This window comes from Sphingomonas sp. 35-24ZXX, from assembly GCF_000786215.1.
In the GTDB taxonomy this organism is placed as follows: Bacteria; Pseudomonadota; Alphaproteobacteria; order Sphingomonadales; family Sphingomonadaceae; genus Blastomonas.
This window is the reverse complement of record NZ_JROG01000008.1, coordinates 259,203-284,512: the sequence shown is the minus strand read 5'-3', so window position 1 is coordinate 284,512 and position 25,310 is coordinate 259,203. Positions and strand designations below refer to the sequence as shown.

At 62.1% G+C, this 25,310-nt stretch carries 22 protein-coding genes; 19 read left to right on the top strand and 3 right to left on the bottom strand.

What is annotated here, in order from left to right; all coding sequences use genetic code 11:
- Nucleotides 1–77 precede the first annotated feature (77 nt).
- The 15 genes from LI72_RS15980 to LI72_RS15920 all read left to right on the top strand — a co-directional run bounded on the left by LI72_RS15980 (nt 78) and on the right by LI72_RS15920 (nt 14,463).
- The gene (locus LI72_RS15980) at nt 78–539 is read left to right on the top strand and encodes a MucR family transcriptional regulator (protein WP_052130054.1); all 462 of its coding nucleotides are present in this window, start codon (nt 78–80) and stop codon (nt 537–539) included.
- Between the two features lie 437 nt (nt 540–976).
- Nucleotides 977–1,195 (top strand): hypothetical protein, encoded by a 219-nt coding sequence (locus LI72_RS20355; RefSeq protein ID WP_197051939.1) that lies wholly within the window; start codon nt 977–979, stop codon nt 1,193–1,195.
- 544 nt (nt 1,196–1,739) lie between these two features.
- Complete coding sequence (locus LI72_RS15975) at nt 1,740–3,773, top strand: conjugal transfer protein TraG (protein ID WP_033926897.1); 2,034 nt, start codon at nt 1,740–1,742, stop codon at nt 3,771–3,773.
- Nucleotides 3,770–4,153 carry a hypothetical protein gene (locus tag LI72_RS15970; RefSeq protein ID WP_033926896.1) on the top strand — a complete coding sequence of 128 codons (384 nt, stop codon included), beginning with the start codon at nt 3,770–3,772 and terminating at the stop codon, nt 4,151–4,153. The genes LI72_RS15975 and LI72_RS15970 overlap by 4 nt, the downstream gene beginning before the upstream one ends.
- 277 nt (nt 4,154–4,430) lie before the next feature.
- A complete protein-coding gene (gene trbB / locus LI72_RS15965) occupies nt 4,431–5,408 on the top strand; it encodes a P-type conjugative transfer ATPase TrbB (protein ID WP_052130020.1) in 978 nt (325 codons plus the stop codon).
- A gap of 2 nt (nt 5,409–5,410) precedes the next feature.
- Entirely contained in the window at nt 5,411–5,743 is a 333-nt protein-coding gene (locus LI72_RS15960) for a TrbC/VirB2 family protein (protein WP_033926980.1), read from the top strand.
- Complete coding sequence (locus tag LI72_RS15955) at nt 5,743–6,018, top strand: VirB3 family type IV secretion system protein (RefSeq protein WP_033926895.1); 276 nt, start codon at nt 5,743–5,745, stop codon at nt 6,016–6,018. Before LI72_RS15960 ends, LI72_RS15955 begins: the two co-directional genes overlap by 1 nt.
- 5 nt (nt 6,019–6,023) lie before the next feature.
- On the top strand, nt 6,024–8,468 hold the full coding sequence (trbE, locus tag LI72_RS15950) for a conjugal transfer protein TrbE (protein ID WP_033926894.1): 2,445 nt from the start codon (nt 6,024–6,026) through the stop codon (nt 8,466–8,468).
- 23 nt (nt 8,469–8,491) lie between these two features.
- Complete coding sequence (gene trbJ / locus LI72_RS15945; protein ID WP_052130018.1) at nt 8,492–9,262, top strand: P-type conjugative transfer protein TrbJ; 771 nt, start codon at nt 8,492–8,494, stop codon at nt 9,260–9,262.
- Between the two features lie 5 nt (nt 9,263–9,267).
- The gene (gene trbL / locus LI72_RS15940; protein WP_033926893.1) at nt 9,268–10,584 is read left to right on the top strand and encodes a P-type conjugative transfer protein TrbL; all 1,317 of its coding nucleotides are present in this window, start codon (nt 9,268–9,270) and stop codon (nt 10,582–10,584) included.
- Between the two features lie 2 nt (nt 10,585–10,586).
- Entirely contained in the window at nt 10,587–11,270 is a 684-nt protein-coding gene (trbF, locus tag LI72_RS15935) for a conjugal transfer protein TrbF (RefSeq protein ID WP_033926892.1), read from the top strand.
- Nucleotides 11,267–12,241, top strand: coding sequence for a P-type conjugative transfer protein TrbG (gene trbG, locus LI72_RS15930; RefSeq protein WP_443018128.1), 975 nt, complete (start codon nt 11,267–11,269; stop codon nt 12,239–12,241). The genes trbF and trbG overlap by 4 nt, the downstream gene beginning before the upstream one ends.
- Nucleotides 12,238–13,425, top strand: coding sequence for a TrbI/VirB10 family protein (locus tag LI72_RS15925; RefSeq protein WP_033926891.1), 1,188 nt, complete (start codon nt 12,238–12,240; stop codon nt 13,423–13,425). The genes trbG and LI72_RS15925 overlap by 4 nt, the downstream gene beginning before the upstream one ends.
- Nucleotides 13,422–13,655 (top strand): DUF2274 domain-containing protein, encoded by a 234-nt coding sequence (locus LI72_RS19685; protein WP_081985120.1) that lies wholly within the window; start codon nt 13,422–13,424, stop codon nt 13,653–13,655. Before LI72_RS15925 ends, LI72_RS19685 begins: the two co-directional genes overlap by 4 nt.
- An 88-nt stretch (nt 13,656–13,743) precedes the next feature.
- On the top strand, nt 13,744–14,463 hold the full coding sequence (locus LI72_RS15920; protein WP_052130016.1) for a thermonuclease family protein: 720 nt from the start codon (nt 13,744–13,746) through the stop codon (nt 14,461–14,463).
- On the opposite strand, the gene LI72_RS15915 is transcribed toward LI72_RS15920, so the two are convergent.
- Nucleotides 14,453–15,526 carry a LysR family transcriptional regulator gene (locus LI72_RS15915; protein ID WP_197051937.1) on the bottom strand — a complete coding sequence of 358 codons (1,074 nt, stop codon included), beginning with the start codon at nt 15,524–15,526 and terminating at the stop codon, nt 14,453–14,455. The genes LI72_RS15920 and LI72_RS15915 overlap by 11 nt on opposite strands.
- Before the next feature lie 795 nt (nt 15,527–16,321).
- Between LI72_RS15915 and LI72_RS20350 the strand changes: the two genes are divergently transcribed.
- From LI72_RS20350 to LI72_RS15895, 4 genes are all read left to right on the top strand, one after another.
- Nucleotides 16,322–16,843, top strand: coding sequence for an RNA polymerase sigma factor (locus tag LI72_RS20350; RefSeq protein ID WP_052130014.1), 522 nt, complete (start codon nt 16,322–16,324; stop codon nt 16,841–16,843).
- Nucleotides 16,840–17,823: a FecR family protein gene (locus LI72_RS15905; RefSeq protein ID WP_081985111.1), complete on the top strand. Its 984-nt coding sequence runs from the start codon at nt 16,840–16,842 to the stop codon at nt 17,821–17,823. The genes LI72_RS20350 and LI72_RS15905 overlap by 4 nt, the downstream gene beginning before the upstream one ends.
- 133 nt (nt 17,824–17,956) lie before the next feature.
- On the top strand, nt 17,957–21,034 hold the full coding sequence (locus tag LI72_RS15900) for a TonB-dependent receptor (protein WP_081985108.1): 3,078 nt from the start codon (nt 17,957–17,959) through the stop codon (nt 21,032–21,034).
- Between the two features lie 51 nt (nt 21,035–21,085).
- Nucleotides 21,086–23,548 (top strand): alpha/beta hydrolase family protein, encoded by a 2,463-nt coding sequence (locus tag LI72_RS15895; protein ID WP_033926888.1) that lies wholly within the window; start codon nt 21,086–21,088, stop codon nt 23,546–23,548.
- Nucleotides 23,549–24,013: 465 nt separating this feature from the next.
- Here the strand turns inward: LI72_RS15895 and LI72_RS15890 are convergent, their stop codons facing one another.
- Both LI72_RS15890 and LI72_RS15885 read right to left on the bottom strand, forming a co-directional pair.
- Nucleotides 24,014–24,715 (bottom strand): RES family NAD+ phosphorylase, encoded by a 702-nt coding sequence (locus LI72_RS15890; protein ID WP_052130012.1) that lies wholly within the window; start codon nt 24,713–24,715, stop codon nt 24,014–24,016.
- Nucleotides 24,702–25,139, bottom strand: a complete 438-nt coding sequence (locus LI72_RS15885; RefSeq protein WP_052130010.1) for an antitoxin Xre-like helix-turn-helix domain-containing protein — start codon at nt 25,137–25,139, stop codon at nt 24,702–24,704. The genes LI72_RS15890 and LI72_RS15885 overlap by 14 nt, the downstream gene beginning before the upstream one ends.
- Nucleotides 25,140–25,310: the final 171 nt, after the last annotated feature.

Below are 25,310 nucleotides of genomic sequence, written 5' to 3'. Positions count from 1 at the left end.
AACGTGCTTTTCAATGGCGCTGATGCAGACTAGACATTCCGCCAAAATGATGGAAATCGGAAAGCAGGAGTTTGGAAATGGTTGATAATCAGACGCTTGTCTCTTTGACAGCGGATATTGTGGTGGCCCATCTCAGCCATAACAATATCGGGCAATCGGAATTGCCCATGCTGATAAGCTCGGTCCATGCAGCACTAGCAGGAGTGGGCAGCACCACAGCTGCTGAAACCGCGCCAGAACAGGCGCCAGCCGTCTCGATCCGTGCCTCGGTCAAGCCTGATTATCTGGTCTGCCTCGAAGACGGCAAGAAGCTCAAAACCCTCAAGCGCCATCTGATGGTCCATTTCGGGCTGACCCCCGACGCCTATCGGGCAAAATGGAAGCTTCCGAAAGATTATCCGATGGTTGCCCCCAATTATGCAACGCGCCGACGTGAATTGGCTCTCAGCATTGGTCTGGGTAAGGCGGGGCGGGACGGTGCGGTGCCGGCAGCCGAAACGCCAGCTAATGAACCTGCAGCCGCTCAGGATAAGGGTTGAATGTCGGTCAGAAACTGCGAACCAAAGACCTTTGCTGCCCATAGCGCGGGCACAGTTTAAAAACGACCGACGCCGACACGCGAAAATCGTCGTAAATGGCTGGCTGTCTTTGCCAAGGAGCCCGCTGCTAGCAGGAAGCGGGCTCCTTGGCTGGGCACCTTGCGCCTAAGGGTAGAGGCAAGGAAGGCTCTGGTCGAGCCGCGGCAGTGATGCATTTGAGGTTGTCGCCGGTCAAGGCGATTGGAGGCAGAGGCAAACGGGGCAAAATGGGATGAACGCCCGCTTGTCCCATTTGTCTGGCTTAACCCACAACGGGCACGCTGTCGTGTAGTTGGCTTCCTTCCACGGGACTCTTCGCATAACCGCGCGGAAGTGCCCAGCTTTTGCCAAGCGACAAGTTCGTTTGCCCCGCAAACCGACCCCCGCTCGGCTCAGACATGGAAAATCTGAAATCGCGCCCCAAGGACCTTGAAATACACCAGTTCAATATCATCGCTGTGTCCACCGATATGAGAAAAGCGCGGCCTGTGATCGTGATCACACATCAGTACAAGGCGTTAAAGCAAGCTGGAGGTGCTCATTTTTTGAGCAAGTCTCGCATTCGCGACCCTGGTGCAAGACTAACCCGCCAAGGGGCTTGTGACTTTCAGTCATGAGCCCCTTGGCAACCTCATGCTGATGACGATATAGAAATTGCGGGCCGATGCACGGCCTGACGCCGCCTGGGCGTGACAGTTTCATAGCTATGCATCATTGGGGGCTGGCGGTGCGACGGCATGGCCAGCCCCTTTTTTTGTAACCCAACTCCCTTGCGTACTCATGGCGTTGATGACCCGGGCCTAAACGTAACTGGATGTTAACCATCAAGAATTAAGCTGGCGTTCGTTCCGATTAACGACCTTGTTCATCCCGGCATGCATCCCTGGGCCGGATTGAACCGAGAGGGCCGGACGTCCCCCAGTTGCTCCGGCCCTCTTTTCCCTGGCAAGATCACAACGGACCTGACGTAGGTCGAAACCTCCGCCCTACCATGTATCGGCAATGATGTTGTCGAACGACCGCGCCCGCCTCCCCATCAGGTTCCAGACGGCCTGTCACCCTCTGAAGTCCCGCCTTTTGCTCTCCAGCCTACGCCGCGGCATTGGCCCATCTTGAAGTGGCGCCACTCTTCTTCTGAAGTTGATGAAGAGGAGTAACACAATGTCGGGTAGCCGGATCTTGTGGGGCCAGATCCTCGCTGTGGGCTGCACGGTCCTGGCAGGAATATGGGGAGCCACACAATGGGTCGCCGCGGCTCTGGGCTATCAGCCGGAGCTGGGCGAGCCGATCGGCATTATCCATGCTGTGCCTGTCTATCCGCCTCTTGCCTTCTTCTGGTGGTGGTTCAGCTTCGACGCCTATGCCCCTGCCATTTTCGATACCGGCGGCATCATCGCGGCCAGCGGCGCACTTGTCGCTGTCATCGTCGCAGTCGCCATGTCGCTGTGGCGCGCGCGCGATCTCAAGCTTGCAGAAACCTATGGCTCTGCACGCTGGGCAGGCAAACATGAAATGGTCGCTGCCAGGTTGCTCGATGACCGCGGTACAATCCTGGGCCGATGGCAGAGGAACTACCTGCGCCATGACGGACCCGAGCATGTCCTGTGCTTTGCCCCGACCCGCAGTGGCAAGGGCGTGGGTCTCGTCGTACCAACCCTTCTGACATGGCCCGCCTCCGCGATCGTCCATGACATCAAGGGCGAGAACTGGACGCTGACCGCGGGATATCGGGCAAGGTTCGGCAGGATCCTGCTGTTTGACCCCACCAACCCTGCCTCATCCGCGTTCAATCCACTGCTCGAAGTGCGCCGGGGCATTACCGAAGTGCGCGACGTCCAGAACATTGCAGATGTGCTTGTCGATCCTGAAGGGTCGCTTGAACGACGAAATCACTGGGAAAAGACGAGCCATTCGCTTCTTGTGGGCACCATCCTGCATGTCCTTTATGCAGAGCATGACAAGACGCTCGCGGGCGTTGCGGCTTTTCTGTCGGACCCGGAGCGATCGTTCAGCGCCACACTCACTGCCATGATGGCAACCCGTCACCTGGGTGATGCGGGGGTACATCCGGTCATCGCCAGCGCTGCCCGAGAACTCCTGAACAAGTCTGACAACGAGCGGTCCGGGGTCCTGTCGACCGCCATGTCCTTCCTTGGACTGTACCGCGATCCGGTTATTGCCCGCGTGACGCGGCAATGCGACTGGCGGATCGCCGATCTCATGTCTGCCGATCGCCCCTCAACCCTCTATCTTGTGGTTCCGCCCTCGGACATCAGCCGCACCAAGCCGCTCATCCGCCTCATCCTCAATCAGGTCGGGCGCCGATTGACCGAAGAACTGGACTCCAACCGCAGAAGGCACCGTTTGCTGCTGATGCTCGACGAGTTTCCGGCACTGGGCCGGCTCGACTTCTTCGAAAGTGCCCTCGCCTTCATGGCCGGATATGGGCTCAAGGCTTTCCTGATTGCACAATCCCTCAACCAGATTGAAAAGGCCTATGGCCAGAACAATGCCATCCTCGACAACTGCCATGTGAGGGTCTGCTTTGCCACCAATGACGAAAGAACCGCCAAGCGTGTTTCGGATTCGCTGGGGACCGCTACCGAACTTCGAACCATGAAAAACTACGCCGGTCACAGGCTGGCACCGTGGCTCGGGCACCTGATGATATCCCGTACCGATACGGCCAGGCCGTTGCTGACGCCCGGTGAAATCATGCAGCTGCCCGATGATGAAGAGATCATCATGGTGGCAGGCCGTCACCCCATCCGCGCCAAAAAGGTGCGCTACTATCTCGACTCCAGACTCAACATGCGGATTTTGCCGCCTCCGCAGGAAAAACGGGTGGAAGATCGTCGCGGCTCGGGTCATGACTGGTCCATCGAACCACCAGCGGTCCGGTCCGCGCCGCCAGAACCAGTCGCTACACCTGCAACACCTGAGCCACAATCCGAACCAGACCCACGAACCGATGCAGTGCCGACACAGAGCGGGCAGAATGACGGCGGTCATCAGCACGAAATGTCGCTGGACGAACCGTCGCCACCTGACATTTCGCCCGAGCAGCAGGAATTTGAACACGCACAAGACATACCCTCGCCCAATGACGCCAACCTGACGCACAGGCGGTTCTCGCAGCAGAGCTTGTCGTCGCGCCAGGCCGCCATGGACCCGGCAGATGGGATCGACATGTGAAACGCACCCGCCACACCATCCGTCTGCGCCCTGACCTCGCCCGCCAGCTCGCCGAGTTTGCGACCCACAAGCGGGTGTCCCAGGCCGCCGTTGTGGAGGCAGCGCTCGCCGCTTTCCTGTCGCCCGAGGGGCCCGAGCGGCTCGAGGCTGCATTCAGCCGCAGGCTCGATCGGCTCTCGAAGCAGATCGACAGGCTTGGATACCATGTAGAGGTCGGTAACGAATCGCTCGCCGTGTTCGTCCTGACCTGGCTCACATCCAACCCTGCGCTGCCGCCAGAGGAGCGACCAGCTGCGCAGGCTCAGGCGCAAAAGCGCTTTGCGGCATTCATTGAAGCTGTCGGGCGAAGGATGGAAAAAGACCACTCCGCGTCCCCCTGATCATCGCGGCCATCCGCCACCTCTGCGGATTCCAGCCGGCTCGTTCGCAGCAGAAAGTCGAAGCGACTCGGACGCGCATCCTGACGAGCCCAAGCGAAATACCGGTCCGCACAGGTCCGGCTGAACGCGCTCTCCCGTCAAAGCCCCACGCCCTTTGTGTCCATCCCTACGCCAGCGTTCGCGCCCGACAATTTGCTGTTGCCGGGCGACCGATAGCTGTCCTCTTAGTTCGCCTCGACGTTCTTCCAGCCGGCTGCTGGGCATTTTCGAGGTGGCGATGAGTGTGGTTCCCATCCTTTCAGTGTCAGGCGAGCGGGGCGCCCGCATGCTGCGCACTGCGCTCGGACCGCATATCGGCGCATGGCTCGATGATGCAGGCGTCATCGAGATCATGCTCAACCCCGATGGCCGCCTCTGGATAGACACGCATGATGGCGGGCTTTCAGATACCGGCGTTTGCATGAACGCCGAGACCGGCGAGCGGATCATCCGTCTGGTCGCCCATCATTCCGGAGACGAAGTCCACGCCGCTTCACCGCTCGTCTCCGCCGAACTGCCGATAACAGGCGAACGATTTGAAGGGCTGCTGCCGCCGGTGGTCACGGCGGCAAGCTTTGCCATCCGGAAACAGGCCGCGCGGGTGTTCAGCCTCACGGAATATGCCCAAGTGGGCATCATGTCGGATGAGGCTGCAGCGATCCTTGCAATGTGCGCTGCACAGCGCGACAACATTCTCGTTGCCGGGGGGACCTCATCTGGCAAAACCACCCTTGCCAATGCGCTGCTCGCTGAGATCGCCAGGACGCAGCACAGGGTCGTGCTCATCGAAGACACCCGCGAACTGCAGTGTGCCGCACCCAACATGGTTGCGTTGCGTTCCCGGCCCGATGTGGCGTCGCTGCGCGATCTAGTGCGTTCGGCGCTCAGGCTGCGGCCAGACAGGATACCGATAGGGGAGGTCCGCGGCGCCGAGGCTCTCGACCTCATAAAGGCCTGGGGTACCGGGCATCCGGGCGGTATCGGAACCATCCATGCGGGATCAGCCTTGGGCGCGCTGCGACGGCTGGAGCAGCTTGTCCAGGAAACCGTGGTGACCGTTCCCAGGTCCCTGATCGCCGAAACCATCAACATCATTGCTGTTCTGTCCCGCGGCAGCGCCGGGCGCAGGCTGACGGAGCTCGTGGCCGTCGCGGGTCTGGATTCCGCCGGAGACTACCGCCTGATCTCTCTTTTGACCTCAACCCAAGGAGAATGACCATGACGTCTACCCATTTGCATGCCCGCCGCAGCGCCACCGTCTGTCTGTCGGCAACCGTTTGCGCGCTGCTCATTGTCTTGCCCGCTCAGGCCGCAGGCTCGTCCATGCCCTGGGAAGCGCCACTCCAGGCCATTCTCGAATCGATCCAGGGGCCTGTCGCGAAGATCATCGCCGTCATGATCATCATTGCAACGGGGCTGGCACTCGCCTTCGGAGACACGTCGGGTGGTGCCCGCAGAATGATCCAGATCGTTTTCGGGCTCTCGATTGCCTTTGCTGCATCGTCCTTCTTCCTCTCCTTCTTTTCCTTCGGCGGCGGAGCTGTGGTGTGATGACCGAACTGTCACCTGCCATCGCGAACCTATTTGCAGCACCCGTGCATCGCGCTCTGAGCGAACCGATGCTGCTGGGCGGAGCCCCCAGGGGACTGGCCATCGCCAATGCGACCCTGGCTGGCGCGATCGGGCTGGGCCTGCGCCTCTGGATAGCCGGCCTGCTGTTTCTGGCGCTTGGCCATCTGGCGTCTGTCTGGGCAGCGCGACACGACCCGCAGTTTGTCGATGTCGCCAGGCGCCATATCCGTTTTCCCGCCTATTTTGGAGTCTGATCGCGATGATGTCGCTGCGCGAATACCGCCAAAAGGCCGCTCGGCTCGCCGATTTCCTGCCATGGGCAGCCCTGATCGCGCCAGGTGTGGTGCTCAACAAGGACGGCAGCCTCCAGCGATCTGCCCGCTTCAGGGGGCCCGATCTGGACAGCGCAACCCCAGCCGAACTGATTGCCGCGTCGGGCCGCATGAACAGTGCTCTCCGGCGGCTGGGGTCGGGATGGGCGCTGTTCGTCGAGGCTGTGCGCAGCCCCGCTCTCGATTATCCGCCAGGCATATTTCCGGATCCTGCATCCGCTCTGGTCGACCAGGAACGTGCCGCACAGTTTGCCGAGCGGGGCTCCCATTTCGAAAGCCGCTACTATCTGACCTTTGTCTGGATGCCGCCGGCCGAGGATACCGCGCGTGCCGAAGGCTGGCTGTACGAGAACAAAAGTCGCAGTGGCAGCGATCCACGCCAGATGCTTGCGCTCTTCACCGACCGCACCAGCCGTTTGCTCAATCTGATCGAAGGATCGATGCCCGAGGCTGCCTGGCTCGATGACGGCGAGACACTGACCTATCTTCACAGCTGCATTTCCACCCGGCAACAAAAGGTCCGGGTTCCCGAAACGCCGATGTATCTGGACGGGTTGCTGGCAGACTTGCCGCTGATCGGGGGTCTCGAACCCAAACTGGGGCAGGCCTATCTGCGAACGGCAACGGTCAACGGCTTTCCCAGCGCTACCTTTCCCGGAATTCTGGAGGAACTCAACGCTCTGTCCTTCGAGTATCGCTGGTCGACGCGGGCCATCATGCTCGACAAGACCGACGCTGGAAGAGTCGTCGGCAAGATCCGGCGCCAGTGGTTCGCGAAGCGCAAATCGATGGCTGCCATCTTGAAGGAGATCATGACCAACGAGGCCTCGGTTCTCCTCGACAGCGATGCCTCCAACAAGGCCGACGATGCCGATCTGGCGCTGCAGGAACTGGGCGCTGACATGAACGGCATGGCCTATGTCACGGCCAGCATCACTGTCTGGGACGAGGACCCGCTGGTTGCGGCCGAGATGCTCCGGCAGGTCGAAAAGGTCGTTCAGGGCCGGGATTTCACGCTGGTGATGGAAACCACCAATGCGGTCGAGGCCTGGCTCGGGTCGATTCCAGGGCATCTCTACGCCAATGTCCGCCAGCCTCTGATCAGCACGCTGAACCTGGCGCACATCATACCTGCATCGGCCATATGGGCAGGGCCTGAGCGCGATGAGCATCTGGGTGCGCCAGCGCTGCTGCACGCCCGCACCCAGGGATCTACCCCGTTTCGGCTGTCGCTGCATGTTGCAGACGTAGGCCATACCCTCGTTGTCGGTCCGACAGGTGCCGGAAAATCAGTCCTGCTCGCGTTGATGGCGCTCCAGTTCCGCCGCTATGCAGGTGCGCAGATCTTTGCCTTTGATTTTGGCGGCTCTATCAGGGCGGCCACCCTCGCATGCGAGGGCGACTGGAATATTCTCGACCATGGCGACGCGGCTGTCCCGCCCGATGTGCAACTGCAGCCGCTCGCGCGTGTCGACGATATCTCCGAACGGTCCTGGGCAACCGAATGGCTCCAGGCGATGCTGGCGGGGCAGGGCATCAAACTCGACCCTTCGACCAAGGAACACCTTTGGTCTGCGCTGACATCGCTGGGTTCCGCGCCCGTCGCCGAGCGAACACTGACCGGGCTTAGTGTTCTGCTGCAATCGCAAAAGCTCAAACAGGCTCTTTCCCCGTTCTGCGTCGGCGGGCCATATGGTCATCTGCTTGACGGTGAGGCTGAGCACCTGGGCAGTAGCCGGTTCCAGACCTTTGAGACCGAGAGCCTTGCCAATTCCCCTGCCGCTCCTGCCGTCCTGATGTACCTCTTCCACCGGATCGAGAGCCGACTGAACGGGTCTCCCACCCTGATCGTGATCGATGAAGGCTGGCTCGTGCTCGACAGCCCGGAATTCACGGCCAGACTGCGCGAGTGGCTCAAGACATTGCGCAAGAAAAACGCAAGCGTCCTGTTTGCCACGCAAAGTCTTGCCGATATCCAGGTGTCGCCGATTGCACCCGCGATCATCGAAAGCTGCCCCACGCGGATATTCCTGCCCAACGAAAGAGCGAACGAACCGCAGATCCTGGAAATATACCGCAGCTTCGGCCTCAACGACCGACAGATTGAGCTCATCGCCCAGGCAATGCCCAAGCGCGACTATTACTGCCAGTCGGCACCCGGCAACAGGCTGTTTGAGCTCGGTCTCAACGAGGTCGCGCTCGCCTTTTGCGCCGCATCTTCCAAAAACGACCAGCAGGACATCACCCGGATCTGCGCGGCTCATGGCCGCCGGGAATTTGCACGTCGCTGGCTGCTGCATCGTGGACTGGAATGGGCTGCGGACCTGCTTTCCGCACAGGAGATAACCCGGGGCCTGCCGCAGCGAGGCTGAACCCATTCCAAGGAGACACTGTCATGCCGACGCATCGCTCGAACCATCGCCATCCTTGCTGGCTGAGCATTGTTTTCGCGGTGTCCGCCACCGGCCTTTGCGCCGCGCAGCCAGCGCAAGCCCAGTTCGGTTTGGGCGGGATCGTCTACGACCCGACAAATTACGCGCAGAATGTTCTCACCGCTGCCCGGACGCTCGAACAGATCAACAACCAGATCCGCATGCTGCAGAACCAGGCAACGCAGCTTCTCAACGAAGCCCGCAACCTCGAAGCGCTCCCGCTCAGCGTGCTCGAACCCCTCCAGCAGCAGATGCGCCAGACACAGCAGCTGCTCGCCCGGGCGCGAGGCATCGCGCTTGATGTGCAGGCCATCGAACAGGGTTTCGGCAAGACCTACCGGGACATCGATCTGACCGAAAACCAGCGCCAGATGGTCGGCCGCGCGCAGCAGCGCTGGCAGGACAGCATTACGGCATTCGAGGATGCGCTCAAGGTCCAGGCTGGCGCAGTCGGCAACATCGAAGGGTCTCGAGAAGCCATCGATACTCTGCTCTCTGCCAGCCAGTCGTCCACCGGAGCGCTGCAGGCAGCGCAGGCTGGCAACCAGCTTCTTGCGGTACAAGCCCAGCAGCTTTCCGATCTGATTGCGACCTTTGCGGCGATGGGCAGGGCCCAGTCGCTGGAGGCGGCCAACGCCGCTGCCGCAAAGGCGCAGGCGCGTGAGCAGCTTCGCCGCTTCCTGACCCCGGGCAGGGGATATGTTCCGCTACGCTCGGCACGACCAAAGGATTGATGACCATGGGCGGCACAGGCGTGGTCGACCGGTTTCTCGACGTCTTTTCACGGTACATCGATTCAGGCTTCGGCCTTGTGGCAGGCGAGGTCTCGTTTGTCGCAACGACACTGATCGTGATCGACGTGACACTTGCCGCGCTGTTCTGGGCCTGGGGCGAGGCAGACGATGTTCTGGCCCGGCTGGTGAAGAAGACCCTCTTTGTCGGGGTGTTTGCCTATATCATCGGCAACTGGGCCGTGCTCACGCAAATCGTCTTCGAAAGCTTTGCAGGGCTTGGTCTGAAGGCCAGTGGGACCGGCTTCAGTGCCGAAGAGCTGCTTCAGCCCGGCAGGGTCGCACAGGTCGGGCTCGATGCTGCGCGGCCCATGATCGATGCGATTGCAGACCTGGTGGGCTTTGTCAGCTTTTTCGAGAATTTCCTGCAGATCGTGATCCTGCTGGCAGCATGGGCACTGGTCGTCACCGCCTTTTTCATCCTCTCGATCCAGCTGTTTGTCACCTTGATCGAGTTCAAGCTGACCACCTTGGCAGGCTTTGTCCTGATTCCGTTCGGGCTGTTCGGCAAGACTGCCTTCATGGCTGAGCGCGTGCTCGGCAATGTCGTGTCCAGCGGCATCAAGGTTCTGGTGCTGGCAGTGATCGTCGGGATCGGATCAACACTTTTTGCCCAGTTCATCAGTGCCATTCCAGAAGAACCCACGATCGAAGACGCGCTGTCGATCGTTCTGGCAAGCCTGACGCTGATGGCGCTTGGCATTTTCGGACCCGGAATTGCCAATGGAATCGTTGCAGGAGGTCCCCAGCTTGGCGCCGGTGCAGCCGCAGGAACAGCGCTGCTCGCGGGCGGAGCCGCCACCGCAGCTGCAAGCGGCGCGAGGCTTGTCGCGGGTACCGCAGCTACAGCTGCCAGCACAGCCGTCATGACCACCTCCAAGGCCTCAGGTGGCGCGGTGACCGCTTATGCCATGGGTTCAGCCGGCCGAACCGGCCCGCAGGCAGTCGGCGCAGGCCTCAAGGCCGTCGGCGAAGCAGCTGGCGCAACTGCCATGTCGCCCCTGCGCAAGGCGCGCACCTCGGTGCAGCAGGCGTTCCGCGAGGGAGGACGCGCAGCCATCATCAATACCGGCGGGACCATCAAGTCTGGCGGCAAAGATCCAGCAGAAGCCCAGGTGCCCGCAGACGCCGCCGTTCCGGCATGGGCGAGATCCATGCGGCAACGCCAGGCCATAGCCCATGGCGCCACGATTGCAGCGCACACGCTCAAGTCGGGCGACAGCGGCGGCCTGGGAGCTTCCATCGACCTTTCACAGAAGGACTGACCATGTTCAGACGCGCATCGATCCGCTATGGAAAGACACCCGAGGCCGAAACCCCCTACCAGCGAGCCCACCAGATCTGGGACGAGCGGATCGGATCGGCGCGGGTCCAGGCGCGAAACTGGCGATACGCCTGCTTTGGCGCGCTGGGCCTGTCCTGCATCCTGGCAGGTGGCATCATCTGGCAGGGCGCGCGCGGCACCATCGTGCCCTGGGTCGTCCAGGTCGACAAGCTGGGGGACGCACAGGCCGTAGCCCGCGCCGATAGCGGCTATACCCCCACAGACCCGCAGATCGCGTTCCACCTGGCCCGGTTTGTCGAGCACGTCCGGAGCCTTCCTGCTGATCCCGTGATCGTCAGACAGAACTGGCTCAGAGCCTATGATTTTGTCACCGATCAGGGCGCGCTCGCGCTCAACGCGCACGCCAGAGCCCAGAACCCGTTCACCCGAATAGGCCGCGAACAGGTCGCCGTCGACGTGACCAGCATCATCCGGGCCTCGCCGTCGAGCTTCAGAATTGCCTGGGCCGAGCGCAAGTACCGCGGCGGCAGCCTTGCGGAGACCAGCCGATGGAGCGCCATCGTGACGGTGGTGGTCCAGACCCCGACAAGGCCGGACATGCTGCGCAAGAACCCCCTGGGAATCTTCATCCATGCCATCAACTGGTCAAAGGAGCTTGGGTCATGAACCGCCCACATATCGGCAAACTCGTGTTTTCCGCCCTCCTCGTGCATGCGTCAGGGATGGCTGCCCATCCTGCCCTGGCCGCGGCAGGCTCGATCGGACCAGGACACCTCCCGGCGCGATGGGGCGCTCACGATGCTCCTGCAAGCCTGATCCATTCGCAGCGCGTGCCTCCCGCAGCTGCGAGCCGCTCCCGCCCGTCCCAGAGCCGCCCTGCTCCGGTCGACAGGGTGGGAGCGGCCAATGACGCTGCCCGGATAGAGCCCGATCGTGCAGGCTTTGCCAACGCGATCCAGCGCTTTGCCTTCACCGAGGGATCTCTCTATCAGGTTTACGCAAAGCCCGGTCAGGTTACGGATATTGCGCTGCAACCCGGAGAAAGCCTGGTGGGGCCGGGCCCGGTGGCGGCAGGCGACACGGTACGCTGGTTGATCGGAGATACGGTCAGCGGAACAGGAGCTGCCCAGCAGGTCCACATCCTGGTCAAGCCGACGCGCAGCGACATCTCCACAAACCTTGTGATCAACACGGACCGCCGGACCTACCATGTCGAGTTGCGGGCCAATGCCAGCGTCTACATGGCGTCCGTTTCATGGAGCTATCCGCAGGATGACCTGATCGCGCTGCGCCAGGCCGAGGTCGCTGCACAGAACGCTGCGCCGATTGCGGCAGGTCTCGATATTTCCAGTCTGGATTTCGATTACGTCATTACCGGAGACAAGCCAGGCTGGAGACCCGTCCGCGCGTTCGATGATGGGATCCGTGTCTATGTCGAGTTCCCGGCCAGCACCGGACATGAACTGCCGCCCTTGTTCGCTCTAGGTCCTTCCGGCGATGCCGAGCTCGTCAATTACCGCGTGGCTGGCCGCTACATGATCGTCGATCGCCTGTTCGCGGCAGCAGAGCTCAGGCTTGGCGGACGCAAGCGGCAGGACAAAGTCCGGATCGTTGCCCGCCGAAGGAAAGCCTCATGAACACAGAGCCGCCAGCCGATGCGGACGCAACCGGCAAACAGCCCGGGAAGGACGAAAAGCCCGTCAGCCTGGCTGCTGACGATGTCGTCAGGTTGCGTGATGATCCACCTCGCGTCATGCGCCTGTCCCGCAAAGCCATCGCGTCTGTCGCCGCCATCGGCAGCTGCCTCTTGGCCGGCGCGCTCATCTATGCCCTGCTGCCCGAAGCAGAACGGCCATCGCAGGAGCTGTACAAGATCGGCGGTGTCGCGATTCCCGAGGCGCTGACAAGCGCTCCTGTAGATTATACCCATGTTCCCAAACTGGGTCCGCCGCTTCCAGGCGACCTGGGAAGACCCATTCTCGATGCCAGTGGGCGTGAACAGATTGCCAGCCTGCCACCGCCTGTCAATCCGGCACCATCCGTCGCGGTGCAGCCGTCCTATGCGTCAGCACGACGCGACACGATTGGCGAGGAACGCGATGCCGCGCGGGCCAGCCGACTGTTCTTTGAAGGTCGCGGTGAAACGCGTGCAAACCAGGCGGGGCTCGAGCAGCAGGCCAGCACAGCCCCGCCGGGGCCCCACACAGAAAGCCTGCCACAGACACAGCCTGCCGGCGGCCCCCGGCACGTTCAGGCCACTGCGAGAACAGGCGTCCTGCATGCGGGCTCCGTCATCGCCGCTGCGCTGATCACCGGAATCAAGTCCGATCTCCCAGGGCTGGTAACAGCGCAGGTTACCCAGGACGTCTACGACAGCGCGACAGGCAGAAGCCTTCTCATACCCCAGGGAACACGGCTGCTGGGAGAATACAGTTCCGGCGTCAGCTTTGGTCAGAACCGGGTCCAGCTTGCCTGGACGCGCATGATCCTGCCTGATGGACGTTCGGTCACGCTCGACATGCAACCGGCAGCAGATGTCTCGGGATACTCCGGACTGGCCGACAAGACCGACTATCACTGGGCAGGTGTCTTCAGGGCAGCCCTGGTCTCAACGTTGCTCGGCGCTGGAGCAGAATTTGGCGCAGGCGACGACGACAATCTGACCCGCGCCTTCCGGCGCGGGTCCCAGGACAGCATCAACCGGGCAGGCGAACAGATCGTTTCGCGAGAACTCAGCGTGAGGCCAACCCTCACCATTCGGCCAGGCCATCCCGTCAGGGTCATGGTCACCCGCGACCTTGTGATTGGAGACGCTCGATGACCCGGATTTCCCTGGCCGACATAGCCGATGAAAAGCCCGTCCGGCTGACCATCGAGATCCCCGCCCGGCTTCACCGGGAACTCCTGGCCTATTGCACAGCGCTTGGCGCTGGCCAGAATGCCGCGTTGCCGCCGCCGGAACGGGTTGTCCCTGCGATGATCGAAAAATTCATTGCAACAGATCGCTCCTATGCCAGACAAAGAAAAGCAGCCAGGACCCGGTCAGATTGAGCAAAGCTTTCAGACGAGCTGCACCTGGTCACTATCCGTCAACACTTTGGGCCCTATCATTCTCCCGATACTTGCCATGGGGACACGAATGATTGTGCAAATTGACCGAATTCTCGCATATCTGTTCATGCTGGGCATGATCTTGACCGCAAAGCCGCTGTTTGCTCAGAGCGTAACCGGGGTGGCGCAGGTCAGTGACGGCGATTCGCTCGTGATCGCTGGGCACAGGATCAGGCTGTTCGGCATTGATGCGCCCGAACTTTCGCAGACCTGCAGCACCAATGCAGCGGCCTGGGCATGCGGCGAAAGTGCAAAGCGCGCCCTTGAAGGTCTCGTCGACGGCCAGACCATCGCCTGCCAGGTGCAGGGATATGATCAGTACGAGCGGGGCCTGGCAGTCTGCTCGACCGAGTTTCTCTCACTCAACGAGGCGATGGTCGAACTGGGTTGGGCGCTTGCCTATACCCAGTTCAGTGCAGACTATCTGGATGCGCAGAACCGGGCAAAGGATCGCCGCGCTGGTCTTTGGGCCTCGACCTTCACACCCCCCTGGGAATACCGGACGGGGAACGCATCCCAGGAGCAGCAAAGAGAACGTGAAACTGCACGCCCTGCCAGGCGCAATCCGCCGGCGTTAGCCCGGCACACGGGCGGCTGCACGATCAAGGGGAACCGCAGCCGCAGAGGGGAATGGATATACCATCTGCCAGGCATGCCCTATTATGACGTAACCCGCCCCGAGGAAATCTTCTGCAGCGAGGACGAAGCGCGCGCCGCCGGGTATCGCCGGGCCATTGTCAGGCCGTAATGGCAGGCGTCTCATTTGCCAGCATCGCGCGAAACCGGCGGAAAACCGGATTATCGTTGTCCCGGTGCCAGTAGAGAACATAGCCCAGACTGGCATCTGCCCCATCTGCCTCGATTGTGCGCAGCGTCAGCCCGGATACGCATTTGCCAAAGGCGCTCGTACCTTCGATGAAGACCATGCTGCCCAGGGCAATGACACGGCAGATCGTCTCGTTGCTGGCATCCTGGATCGTGATGTGCGGAGGATCCGGACTTCCGGCACACTGCTTCCGGACCAGATCCAGCAGAACTGGGCCTGCGCCCGCGCGCGTCACGACGAGATGTTCGGATGCCAGGTCGGCCCAACGAAGGACCGGCAGGGCCGACAGCCGATGACCGGTCCCGAAACAGGCCCGCAACGACTCCTTCCATAGGGGCATGCTGGCAAACTTGGCGTCCCCGCATCCTTCAGGCACGATCACGGCATCGACATCACGCCGAGCGAGGGATTCCAGCAACTCTTCAGGTTCCCGCTCCACGCCATCGAACACGATATCAGGATGATCGGAGAGAAAGGCCTGCAGGAGATCGCCGATGCGACTGCGAAACAGCGCGCCGCTGTAGCCAAGCGCCATATGCGCCCGGCATCCACTTTGCAGCGCGCGTGCGCGCAGTTCGAGCCGTGTGGCCTGATCAACAAGTCGTCTCGCATCCTCCAGAAAGGGCCGCGCCTTTGCCGTGGGCCGGGCGCCGCGGGTGGTTCTGTCGAACAGCGCAAAGCCCAGTTCGTCTTCAAGCCGCATGACCTTTCGGCTGAGGGTGGACTGCTTCATCCGGAACTGACTGGCCGCGCGGGCAAAGCTGCACTGGTCGGCAGCGGCAAGAGCATAGAGAAGCTGACGCAGCTCAATCATGCCAGCCAGACCGCGCGCTGGGCAGACCGGCAGCCAGACGAGGGGTCGGGCCTCGGGCGCCCCCTGGGACGCGAGATGGCGCAAAAGCAAGGCATGAGAGCCATCATTCCATGCCGGACTGGTCACGGCAAAGCTCTGCCGCGACCTGCTGCAGCCGATAATGGCGAGCATCAGGCAGGCACCATGACGACGCGCTGGCCGCAGAGCCCGCAAACATGGGCGATCGGGCGCATCATGCTGATTCGCCCCACCCGCCTGTCCGGCCAGACGATTGCCGGCAATCGTCCGGCATCCTGCCGACGGCCCGCCCTTCCTTAGCTGGCAGTGCGCACGAGCTGCCATTTTCGCGCCGAGTCTTGGCGAATCATTCTCGAACGGATGCCCATTCCCGCACCACAGGACTTATGGCCTGGTGACCGGCGTTTGGCAGCCCTTTGGCGTCCGATACTCAGATTTTTGCCAAGATCGCGCCAATTTCTGGCGGCAGTCGTTCATGTTGTCGCGAACCCCGGCCCAGCGCCATGGAATATTTTGGGCTTTCGGCGCGGAGGTTCGCATGGCGCGCTGAAGGCGGTATGGAGGGTGAGCCGGGTGCCGTGAAACAGGTTTGGATGCTGGAAGCCGGGGGACATGGGCGGTTTTGCGCTGCATGTCGGCGGCGCACCCAAAGCAAATAGCGGGCCTTTCTGTACGCAAGGTTCCAACACCCGGCCCCTTTCTCCTCCGCACGCGCGGTTGCGCCTGGTCCCGGTTCGGGTGAATCTCCAGATTGCTGCCGGTTGGTCCGGGAGCGGGGCGTGGAAACCCTTGTACAGCTGTTGGAGCAAAGAGCCGGCAAGCCGGGCTTTGCCTGTTCCGACACCCGGACAGATCCGTCGCACGGTGGCGGCCTGTCACAGCCAACAGGATTCCGGGCAGCCGCCCAGGCTGCACATGCGCCCCTCGTCAGGAGGGATAGTCGCTGCCATGGCCGACCAGCCTATGCATCCGGAAAGCCGGGATACGCCGGCGATTGCAGCATCAAACCCGGGGCTGGAATGCCTTTATCGCAGCCATCTTGCATGGCTGAAGCGAGCCCTTCGCTACAGGCTGGGCGGCGGTGCAATCGAGATCGATGATGTAATCCAGGACACCTATATCAGGGTTGCCCGGTACACCGATGCGGACACGCATCACCGGCCCAAGGCTCTCCTTCTGCGTATCGCGCTCAATCTTGCCAGAGACCAGTTTCGGCAGAAAGCCCGCATGCCGGCCAACGACGTTGACCGGACCGAGGACATCTCCGTCGAGGGCGACCAGGAATATCTGCTGGCCCTGAAACAGACGATTCTCAGTCTTCCTCCGGATCTTCGCAGCGTGTTTCTTCTGTCGAGATATACCGCCATGACCAATGCCCAGATCGCCAAGCATCTTGGCGTTTCGGTCAAAACAGTCGAATATCGCATGCGCAAGGCACTCCTGCATTGCTCGGAACAGCTGGAACGATGAGCGGCACTCCCACCGAGGGTCAAGACCCGCAAGCCGAAGACATGGCTGATGAGGCCGCCACATGGCTGGCGCGCCTGAATTCCCGCACCGTCGGTACCGCCGACCTCGAGGCGTTTTTTGCCTGGAGGCGCATGCCTGGGCATGCCGAGACTTATGACCGACTGGAAGCCCATTGGCGCCAAAGCCTCGATCTTTCCGGCGATCCCGACATTGCAGCGGCCGTTACCCACACGCTGGCGACAGAAGCCCAACCAAGCCGGAAATGGACATCTCCCCAGGCTGCGATCGCGGCGGTTCTGATCGTCCTGGCGGCGTGCGCTTCGTTCCTGTTCATCACCAGGGACACCATCTACGAAACCGCCACAGGCGAGCAGAGACTTGTTCGCCTCGAGGATGGAACCCGCGTCCATCTCGATACCGATACCCGGCTGCGCGTGGCATCGGGCGGGAGCCGGACGCTGGTTCTGGAAAAAGGGCGGGCCCTGTTTGGCGTCGCTCACGACCCGCAAAACCCTTTCAGCGTCACTACCCGCCACACCAGGGTGATAGCGCTCGGCACCAGTTTTGAGGTCGAGCAGATCGGCGATGAGGTCGCAGTAGCGATGGTTGAAGGCAAGGTTGCTGTCGAGATGACCCCGCCTGCTGCACGCGGAGCTGTGCTCAAGCTCTCTGCAGGCCAGGCGGTGCGGGTCTCGCCTGGCGGGCCGGGCCAGATCACCGCTGCTGACACGGCGAAGATTTCCGCGTGGACCCGAGGGCGGCTCGAGTTCCGCGACACCCCGCTTGCAAGCGCAATTGCCGAAGTCAATCGCTACACCCGGACCAAGCTGGCGCTCAAGAGCCGCCAATGGGCCGAGCAGCGGGTCAATGGTGGCTTTGCCGTCGGCGATTCCGAGGCTTTCGTGGATGCGGTCACCGCCTTGTATCCGCTGCGAGCCGTGACGCTGAGCGACGGGACAGTCGAACTGCAGGACCGGTGATGCCGAGCGCCTCGGGATATTTTTGAAGAGGGCATTAGGGTGACCCCCCGCTCGCATCGTTGAAGGCTCGCAGGAGAGGCGCACAGAACAACCGGCGCCCTCCCGAAAGCAACAACGAGGGAGGCCAAGGGACATGACCAATCGCAACAGACTGCATTCACAGTTTCCCATGATCGCGGGCGCGATGCTCGCGACATCCAGCATTTTGGCACTGGCACCGGTCCAGCCGGCATCCGCCCAGACCGGGACACAGATCCACCAGTTTGACATTGCAGCAGGCTCGCTTGACCAATCGCTGCGCCAATACATCGCCCTGACAGGTCGCCAGCTGCTTTATCCTTCCTCGCTTGTCACCGCCCGCAAGGCGCCGGCGCTCAAGGGTCGGATGGATGCCGACGATGCCCTTCGGATCCTCCTGGCAGGCCAGCCCATTGCGATCCGCAAGCGGGGCCGCAACGTCATCGTGCTGATGGCGCAGACGAAGCCCAGGACAACCGGACCCGTCGAACGTGCAAGGCAACGTTCCGTACCCGCCATGGCCGCAAAGACCCCGCCCCCGCTTCCCCGTGATCGTGAGCCGCTGGACGAGGCTCCGATCATCGTCACAGGCAGCAATATCCGCGCATCGGGCGTCGCGGTCTCCCCGCTCATCGAACTGACCGCCGAGGATATCGAGAGAAGCGGAACCGGGACTGTCGCAGAAGCTCTCGCACTGCTGCCCCAGAACTTCGGTGGCACTGCCAACGAGGACACCAGCCTGACCGGCAGCGACCGGACCATCAACAATCTGGGCCTGGGATCCAGCGTGAACCTGCGCGGACTGGGTTCGGATGCCACACTGACGCTGGTCAACGGGCGACGGGTCGCGGGATCGGGCGGGCGCGGTGATTTCACCGATCTGTCGACCATCCCGCTGGCCGCGGTTGAACGCATCGAGGTGATGCCCGATGGCGCATCGGCACTTTATGGATCCGATGCAGTCGGCGGAGTCGTCAACCTTTTGCTCCGCCGCAACTATGAAGGTGCCGAGACGCGCTACAGACTGGGCAGCGTGACACAGGGCGCAAGCCAGGATGTGCAGCTCGGCCAGCTGATCGGAACCCGTTGGAAAACCGGCCATGTCCTGGCTGCCTACGAGTTCCAGCGGCGCGAAGCTCTGAGCTCGTCATCGCGGGACTATACCCGCTCGGCAGACCTGCGGCCGCTGGGCGGCAATGACTACCGCCTGTTCTTCTCGTCTCCCGGAACCGTCGTTGCCCTCGATCCGGTGCGCCGGACGTTTGTTCCAGCCTTCGCCATTCCGTCCGGCCAGGATGGGACCGCGCTGCGTCCACAGGACTTCGTGCCTGGTCAAAATCTGTCGAGCCCCCGCGAACAGGTGGACCTGCTGCCCAGACAGACACGGCACAGCCTCTACGTAACCGGCGAGCAACAGCTTGGCGATGGCATCATTGCCTATGCCGAGGGCAGGTATGCCCACCGCCGTTTTGAGCATCTTGCGCAGCCATCGGTCACCGTGATGTCCGTCACCCGGGCCAATCCCTTTTTCGTGTCGCCGAACGGCAGTGCAGTGACCAACATCGCCTATCTGTTCGATCGCGACCTGGGGCCCTTGCAGGCACGCGGCAAGGTCGAGGCCTGGTCGGTGACGGCTGGCCTTCGCGCAGATCTGGGGGGTGACTGGCAGGTAGACGGCTTCGTTTCGGCCGCACGCCAGACCGACCAGCGCCGCAACGACAACATCCTCAATGCAACCGCGCTCAACGAAGCGCTCGGCGCAACACCGGACGACCCGCTGACCCCCTTCAGCACAGCACGGGACGGATTTTTCAATCCGTTTGGCGAGGGACGCAGCAACAACCGTGCGGTGCTCGACTTCATCGGTTCGGGTTTCATCGACGAACGCTTCAGCAGCGGGCTCCTCAATGGCAGCCTGATTGCAGACGGGACACTGTTTGATGGCCCAGGCGGTGCCATCAAGCTCGCGGTCGGGGTGCAGGCGCGCAGCGAGGATTTTTCGCGCGACACGGTCAGCTTCCTGTCGGGACGCACACCGACCTCGGTTGTCCCCATCGATGCAGACCGGACGGTCCTGGCGGCCTTTGCAGAGGTGGCCGCCCCGCTGGTCGGCGCAGACAATGCCGTTGCGGGTGTCGAGCGCCTTGATCTGTCGGCAGCGGTCAGGGCCGAGCGCTATTCCGATTTCGGGACCACGATCAACCCCAAGATTGGCCTTGCCTGGCAGCCTGTAGCCGGCCTCACGCTCCGCGCCAGTGCCGGCAGTTCGTTCCGGGCGCCCGCGCTGTTCGAGGTGCGCGATGGTTTCCGCATTTCGAACACGCAGTTGCCTGCGCTGGGCGGCGGCAACCGGCAGGTCATCTCGCTGGGCGGCGGAAATGCGGATCTGGAGCCCGAGACCGCCAGATCGCTGACGATGGGTGCGACCATTGCACCACCAGACTGGCCAGGCTTCTCCCTCGAGACCACCTATTTCCAGACCCGCTTCAGCAATCGTATCGGACAGCCTGCCAACGAGAACATTCTCCAGGCTTTGACCAATCCGATCTTCGCGCCGTTCGTCACCTTCATCGATCCTGTGAACAATCCCGATGACCGGGCCCGCGTGGCAGCGCTGATCGCAAACCCCAATTCGACGATCCAGCCAACGCTCAACCCTGCCGTGTTCAGTGCCATTGTCGACGCAAGGTTCGTCAACTCGGCGCGGGTAGATGTCAGAGGCGTGGATCTGGCAGCCAGATATCGTCTGTCAGTCGGTGAACACCGGCTCTCCTTCAGCGCGAACGCGTCGGTCCTGATCGACTTCAAGGATCAGATCACGCCCGTCTCGCCGCTGATCGAGCGGGTCGGAACGCTCGGCAATCCTGTCGACTTCAGGCTGCGAGCGACGGCGGACTGGTCCTGGCGTGATCTTGGCGTCAACCTCGCCGCAAATCATGTGGGTGGCTATACCGACAACATCAGTGTTCCGTTCAGGTCGATCGATGCCTGGACCAGTTTCGACGTCCAGTTCCGTCTTGCACCTGCCAACGCCACCGGCTGGCGGCGCGGGCTCAGCGCCGCAGTGACGATCCAGAATCTGTTCGATCGCGACCCGCCATTTGTCGATCGGTCGCTCGGCTTTGCCTACGACCCGGCCAATGCCGATATCCTGGGCCGTTTTGTCGCCGTCCAGGTGAAGAAGCAGTGGTGACACACCCTCGCCCCTGAATCTCCCTCCCCCTTTTGCGACAAAGGACGTCCCATGCGTGGTTCATGGATTGCAGCGCTGTGCCTGTGCATCGCAAGCCCGGGGTTCGCCGGGCAATACGCGATCGACGACATGTTGTCGGTCGAGAGTTACGGCAAGGCGATCATGTCCCCCGACGGCAAATGGGCGATCATCGAGCGGTACCGGCGTTACGACCAGGCTGCCGCTTATCACTTCGATGCATTCAGCAAGCGGATGCTGGGCGAGATCATGCTGGTGGATCTCGTCAACCGAGGTGCGCCGCGACCGCTGTTCGCGCAGACAGGCAATGCAGGCTATTGGGCTGGCAACCTGTCTCCGGATGGTAGCCACCTTACGGTGTTCAGGCTCGAGCGCGACAATATCGCACTGGGGATCGTGAGCATCGGCAACGGATCGGTACGCTGGCTGGATATCACACCGGTCACGGCATTGCTCAATCCCCTGCCCTTATGGCGGGACAACGACCATCTGCTCGTCCTGACCTCAGACGCAGCACATCTGCCCTATCCCCTGGATTCAGGCAGCCGGCTTCAGCGCGAGTTGCCCCAGAGATGGGAACGGACGGCGTCCGGCAGGCTCGCGGGCATGTCAGTAACATCGAGCCGGCAGATCACGGATGCTGCCAGGCGTCCGAGGCACGTGCTTGTCGAGATCGACATCAGGTCGCTTGCCAACCGGCCTGTGACGGCTGGGGCCATTGCCGATATGAACCTGTCCGGAGATGGCCAATGGATCGCAGTGCTTGAGGAAAGCGACGATGCCCGCCCCCAGGTGGATTTGCCTGTCTCGCCTAATGCGCGGCCCCGGCGCCACCAGCTTCGGATTGTCTCGACACGGAACGGGCAATCGACGTCGCCATGCGAGGACTGCGATGTCCAGCCGGGCCTGCTGGCATGGCCCGACAAGGGGCGCGCACTCCTGTACTATGCTCGTCGCAAAGACGAGCCGTCGAAGACCGGGAGGCTGATGGCATTCGATACCCGAACCGGCGAGAACAGGGTGCTGACCGACACGACGCAGGAGCCATGGCTCCCCGAAAACGACAGTGGCGCACACATCGTCCGCGCAGGGTGGCACGGTCAGGCCGCACACATGCTGACAAAGGACCACAGCAGCAACAAAGCCCGCTGGCTCGCCCTCAGCGACAAGCCTTCCATTCTCGAGCGCGCTCCCTGCCAGGCCTTGCAGTTTGCCACTGACGGGCAGGACCTGCTGGCCCCCTGTCCGGACGGGATCTGGCGCATGTCTCCCGACCGGGCACCTGTCAGGGTCGTTGAAGGCGAGGTCCGCCTCGACCAGCCCTTTGACGAGACGTTTGATGTCGGCATAACCGCGCGGTACCGGCCCTTTGTCCCTGATCAAACCCGATCTTTTCAGGTCAGGCATGCGGCAGGCGCAATGTCTGCGACGGTGCTGCTCCAGGATCGCTGGCTCTCTGCACCGCTTCCCCCCGACACCAGACGACTGGTGGCATTGTCTCCCCGAAGCGGCCGTGGGTTGGCCATATCGCGAACCCGCAAGGGCATGAGCCAGCTATGGCTGATAGGCGATGGTGCAGAACCAGAATCGCTCGATAGCATCAACACCCATCTCGAACAGCGGGACAGTCCGACGGTGATCGCGGTTCCGTCCCGGCATGCCGGATTGATCGACTGGCTTCTGCTGCCGCAAGGCACACCCACGCAAACCAGGCTGCCGCTGGTGATCATGCCTTATCCCGGAGCTGTCTTTGCTAAAGACACACCGCCGCCCCTCGCCCCAGACATGGTCTCAGGCGCGGTCAACCCGCTCTTGATGCTGAGCCTGGGCTATGCCGTGCTTTTGCCCAGCCTTCGCCATGACCGGACATTGAACGAACCTGCGCAGGATCTTGTCCAGCAGATCGAAGATGCGGCCGACCAGGCTATCGCCACAGACCGGATCGATGGCGGACGCATGGCAATCTACGGACACAGCTTTGGCGGTTATTGCGCCCTTCTGGTGGCAAGCCGGACCAACCGGTTTCGTGCCATCATTGCAAGCGCATCGATTCCGGACCTGACACTTCAGCATGGACCCTTGCTTCCTTACGACAGCATCGATCTCGAACAGGGCTTTCCCGTCGGCCCTGCTTTTGGGTGGACCGAGCTTGGCCAGGCCAGCCTGCTCTCGCCGCCATGGCAGGATCATCAGCGCTACGTGCGCAACAGCCCCTATCACGCGCTGGATCGCATCCAGTCTCCTGTTCTGCTGATCCATGGCGATCTCGACCCCGTGCCGGTGTTCAGTGCCGAGAGAATGTTTTCCGGGCTGTACCGAGCAGGTGCAGACGTTTCGATGATCCGGTTCTGGGGTGAAGGCCATGCCGTACGCAGTCCAGCCAATATTCGCGCGATGTGGGAGCATATCCGGACATGGCTTTCGCAAACGCTGATGACGCAAGCGAGCACCGGTTGCGAGGGCGAGCCCTGCAAGGCGCAGGGTTTTGATCGCTAGGAAATGCTGCCGGCTCGCGCCATCGTCCGAAACGGTCTGACCAATGGCCGAGCCCTGGACGTCGCTCGCCGCAAGCCACCGAGCGTCGTGCGCGCGCTTTGTCGGTGGCTCACGGCAAGCTGAAGCTAGCCGATGGAGGACAGATCAGCGCGACTGGCACAGGAGGACCCCAGGCTGGTTCAACGAGGCTGATGGTCTCCAGACGTGGTCATTCGTGCCGAAAGAGGGCAGAGCCAACAGAATTGCCAGAACGGCGGCATCGGCATCACCATTACCAATGGCGTGACTCGGCCTGCAGGATGCCATGCGCAAACATGTAGGACCTGTTCTTCAACCTGTTGATACTGCCATTACGGCTATCGGTGCGAATCCTGTTGCCCAAGGCGAGGCAACCAGCTGGTGACGCGCAGGGCTCAATCTGTTCGGCAAATGGGATTTGAAATACCAACAGCCTCGCGCACAATGCTAGATCAGTTCCCAAGCATAGTCCGATGTGCCCGACCAGATCAGCCGAACCATGGCACCTTGGACCACCGACTGCACGACATTGGGCCAGAGCGCAGCGATGCAGGTCCCCCCCGCATGACGGACCGAGGGGTAAATGATACCATTATGCCCCTCGGAGCGGGCCTGCGCGGCCAGCACATTGCCAGCGGCATAACCGATCGCGGGATTGGCAACGAGTGCGGGATGATCCGCTGCCCCGCGCAGGTCGACGAACACGCCTGCCATGCTCGCCAGCATCTCGCCATATTCGACCACCGCGTTGAAATCGCCTGCATCATCGAGCGCCTTGGTCAGGTGATGCCCAACCTCGGCTATGCAGGTTTCAACCGCCAGTGCCGCGTACCAGGCGCCGCGGTCCGCAGGGCTGAAGCGCATCGGTTCACGCGGTTTGGCATAGGCGAAGCTGGCATTGATGAAGCGGGCATGCGGCACGCCATGAACCAGTTCTGCCGGGCTCAGTGCACCAAGCCCTCGTTCCTCGGCAACCAACCGCCCGCTTGTAGCGCCTTCGATCTCCGCGAGCAGCGCCAGTTCGTCGGGATTGTCCGCAAGGGGCGCGAGCACAGGTTCACGCAGCCGCGCACTGGCCACAAGCCTGATCGTGCGGGGGAATGCCTCCCGCACCAGCGGCAGCGCGAAAGCCGGCTCAGAGCCCGCCACGCAGTGCGTCGATATACTGCCGGGTCTCAAGCATGCGGGGAATGCCGCCTTGAATCATCGCTTCCACCGGCGACATCGCGCCGAATACCGGCGCCCGGTTGGGCTGTCGCGGCCAGCGGTCGGCCATACCATCGGCAAACAACAGGTGCAGGCCCTTGAACACGCCGATCAGCGCGGAAGCTCGGGTCAGCTGGTCCTGGTTCAAGGTGCCGTCCCATTTGCCGGCCTTGATCCGGTCCCAGGTGCTCTCGGACACGCCTAGCAGCGCCGCACCCTCGGCATTGCTGCCACCCCAGGCATCGACGAGCCGCAAAACGGCCTTGACCGCGGCGCTGGTCAGCCGCCTGCGGTCTCCGTCATCCGAAAAGGTCTGCAGCCCCACCGCTCCTGGAACGGGCTTGAGCCTTGTGACCGAGCTTGCCATAGCCGTTTCTCCTGAAGCGGATATACGCATCACATGGTGCGATTGTCAAGATTGCAGGCAAACGAGGGCTCCGGCGTGCCGCTAGGGTAATGGGTCTTCCAGTGGAACCTTGCGCCACGTCGTAACGGTTTTGGGCGCAAGCTGAGCAGGGATTGCCCGCGCATCGTTGAC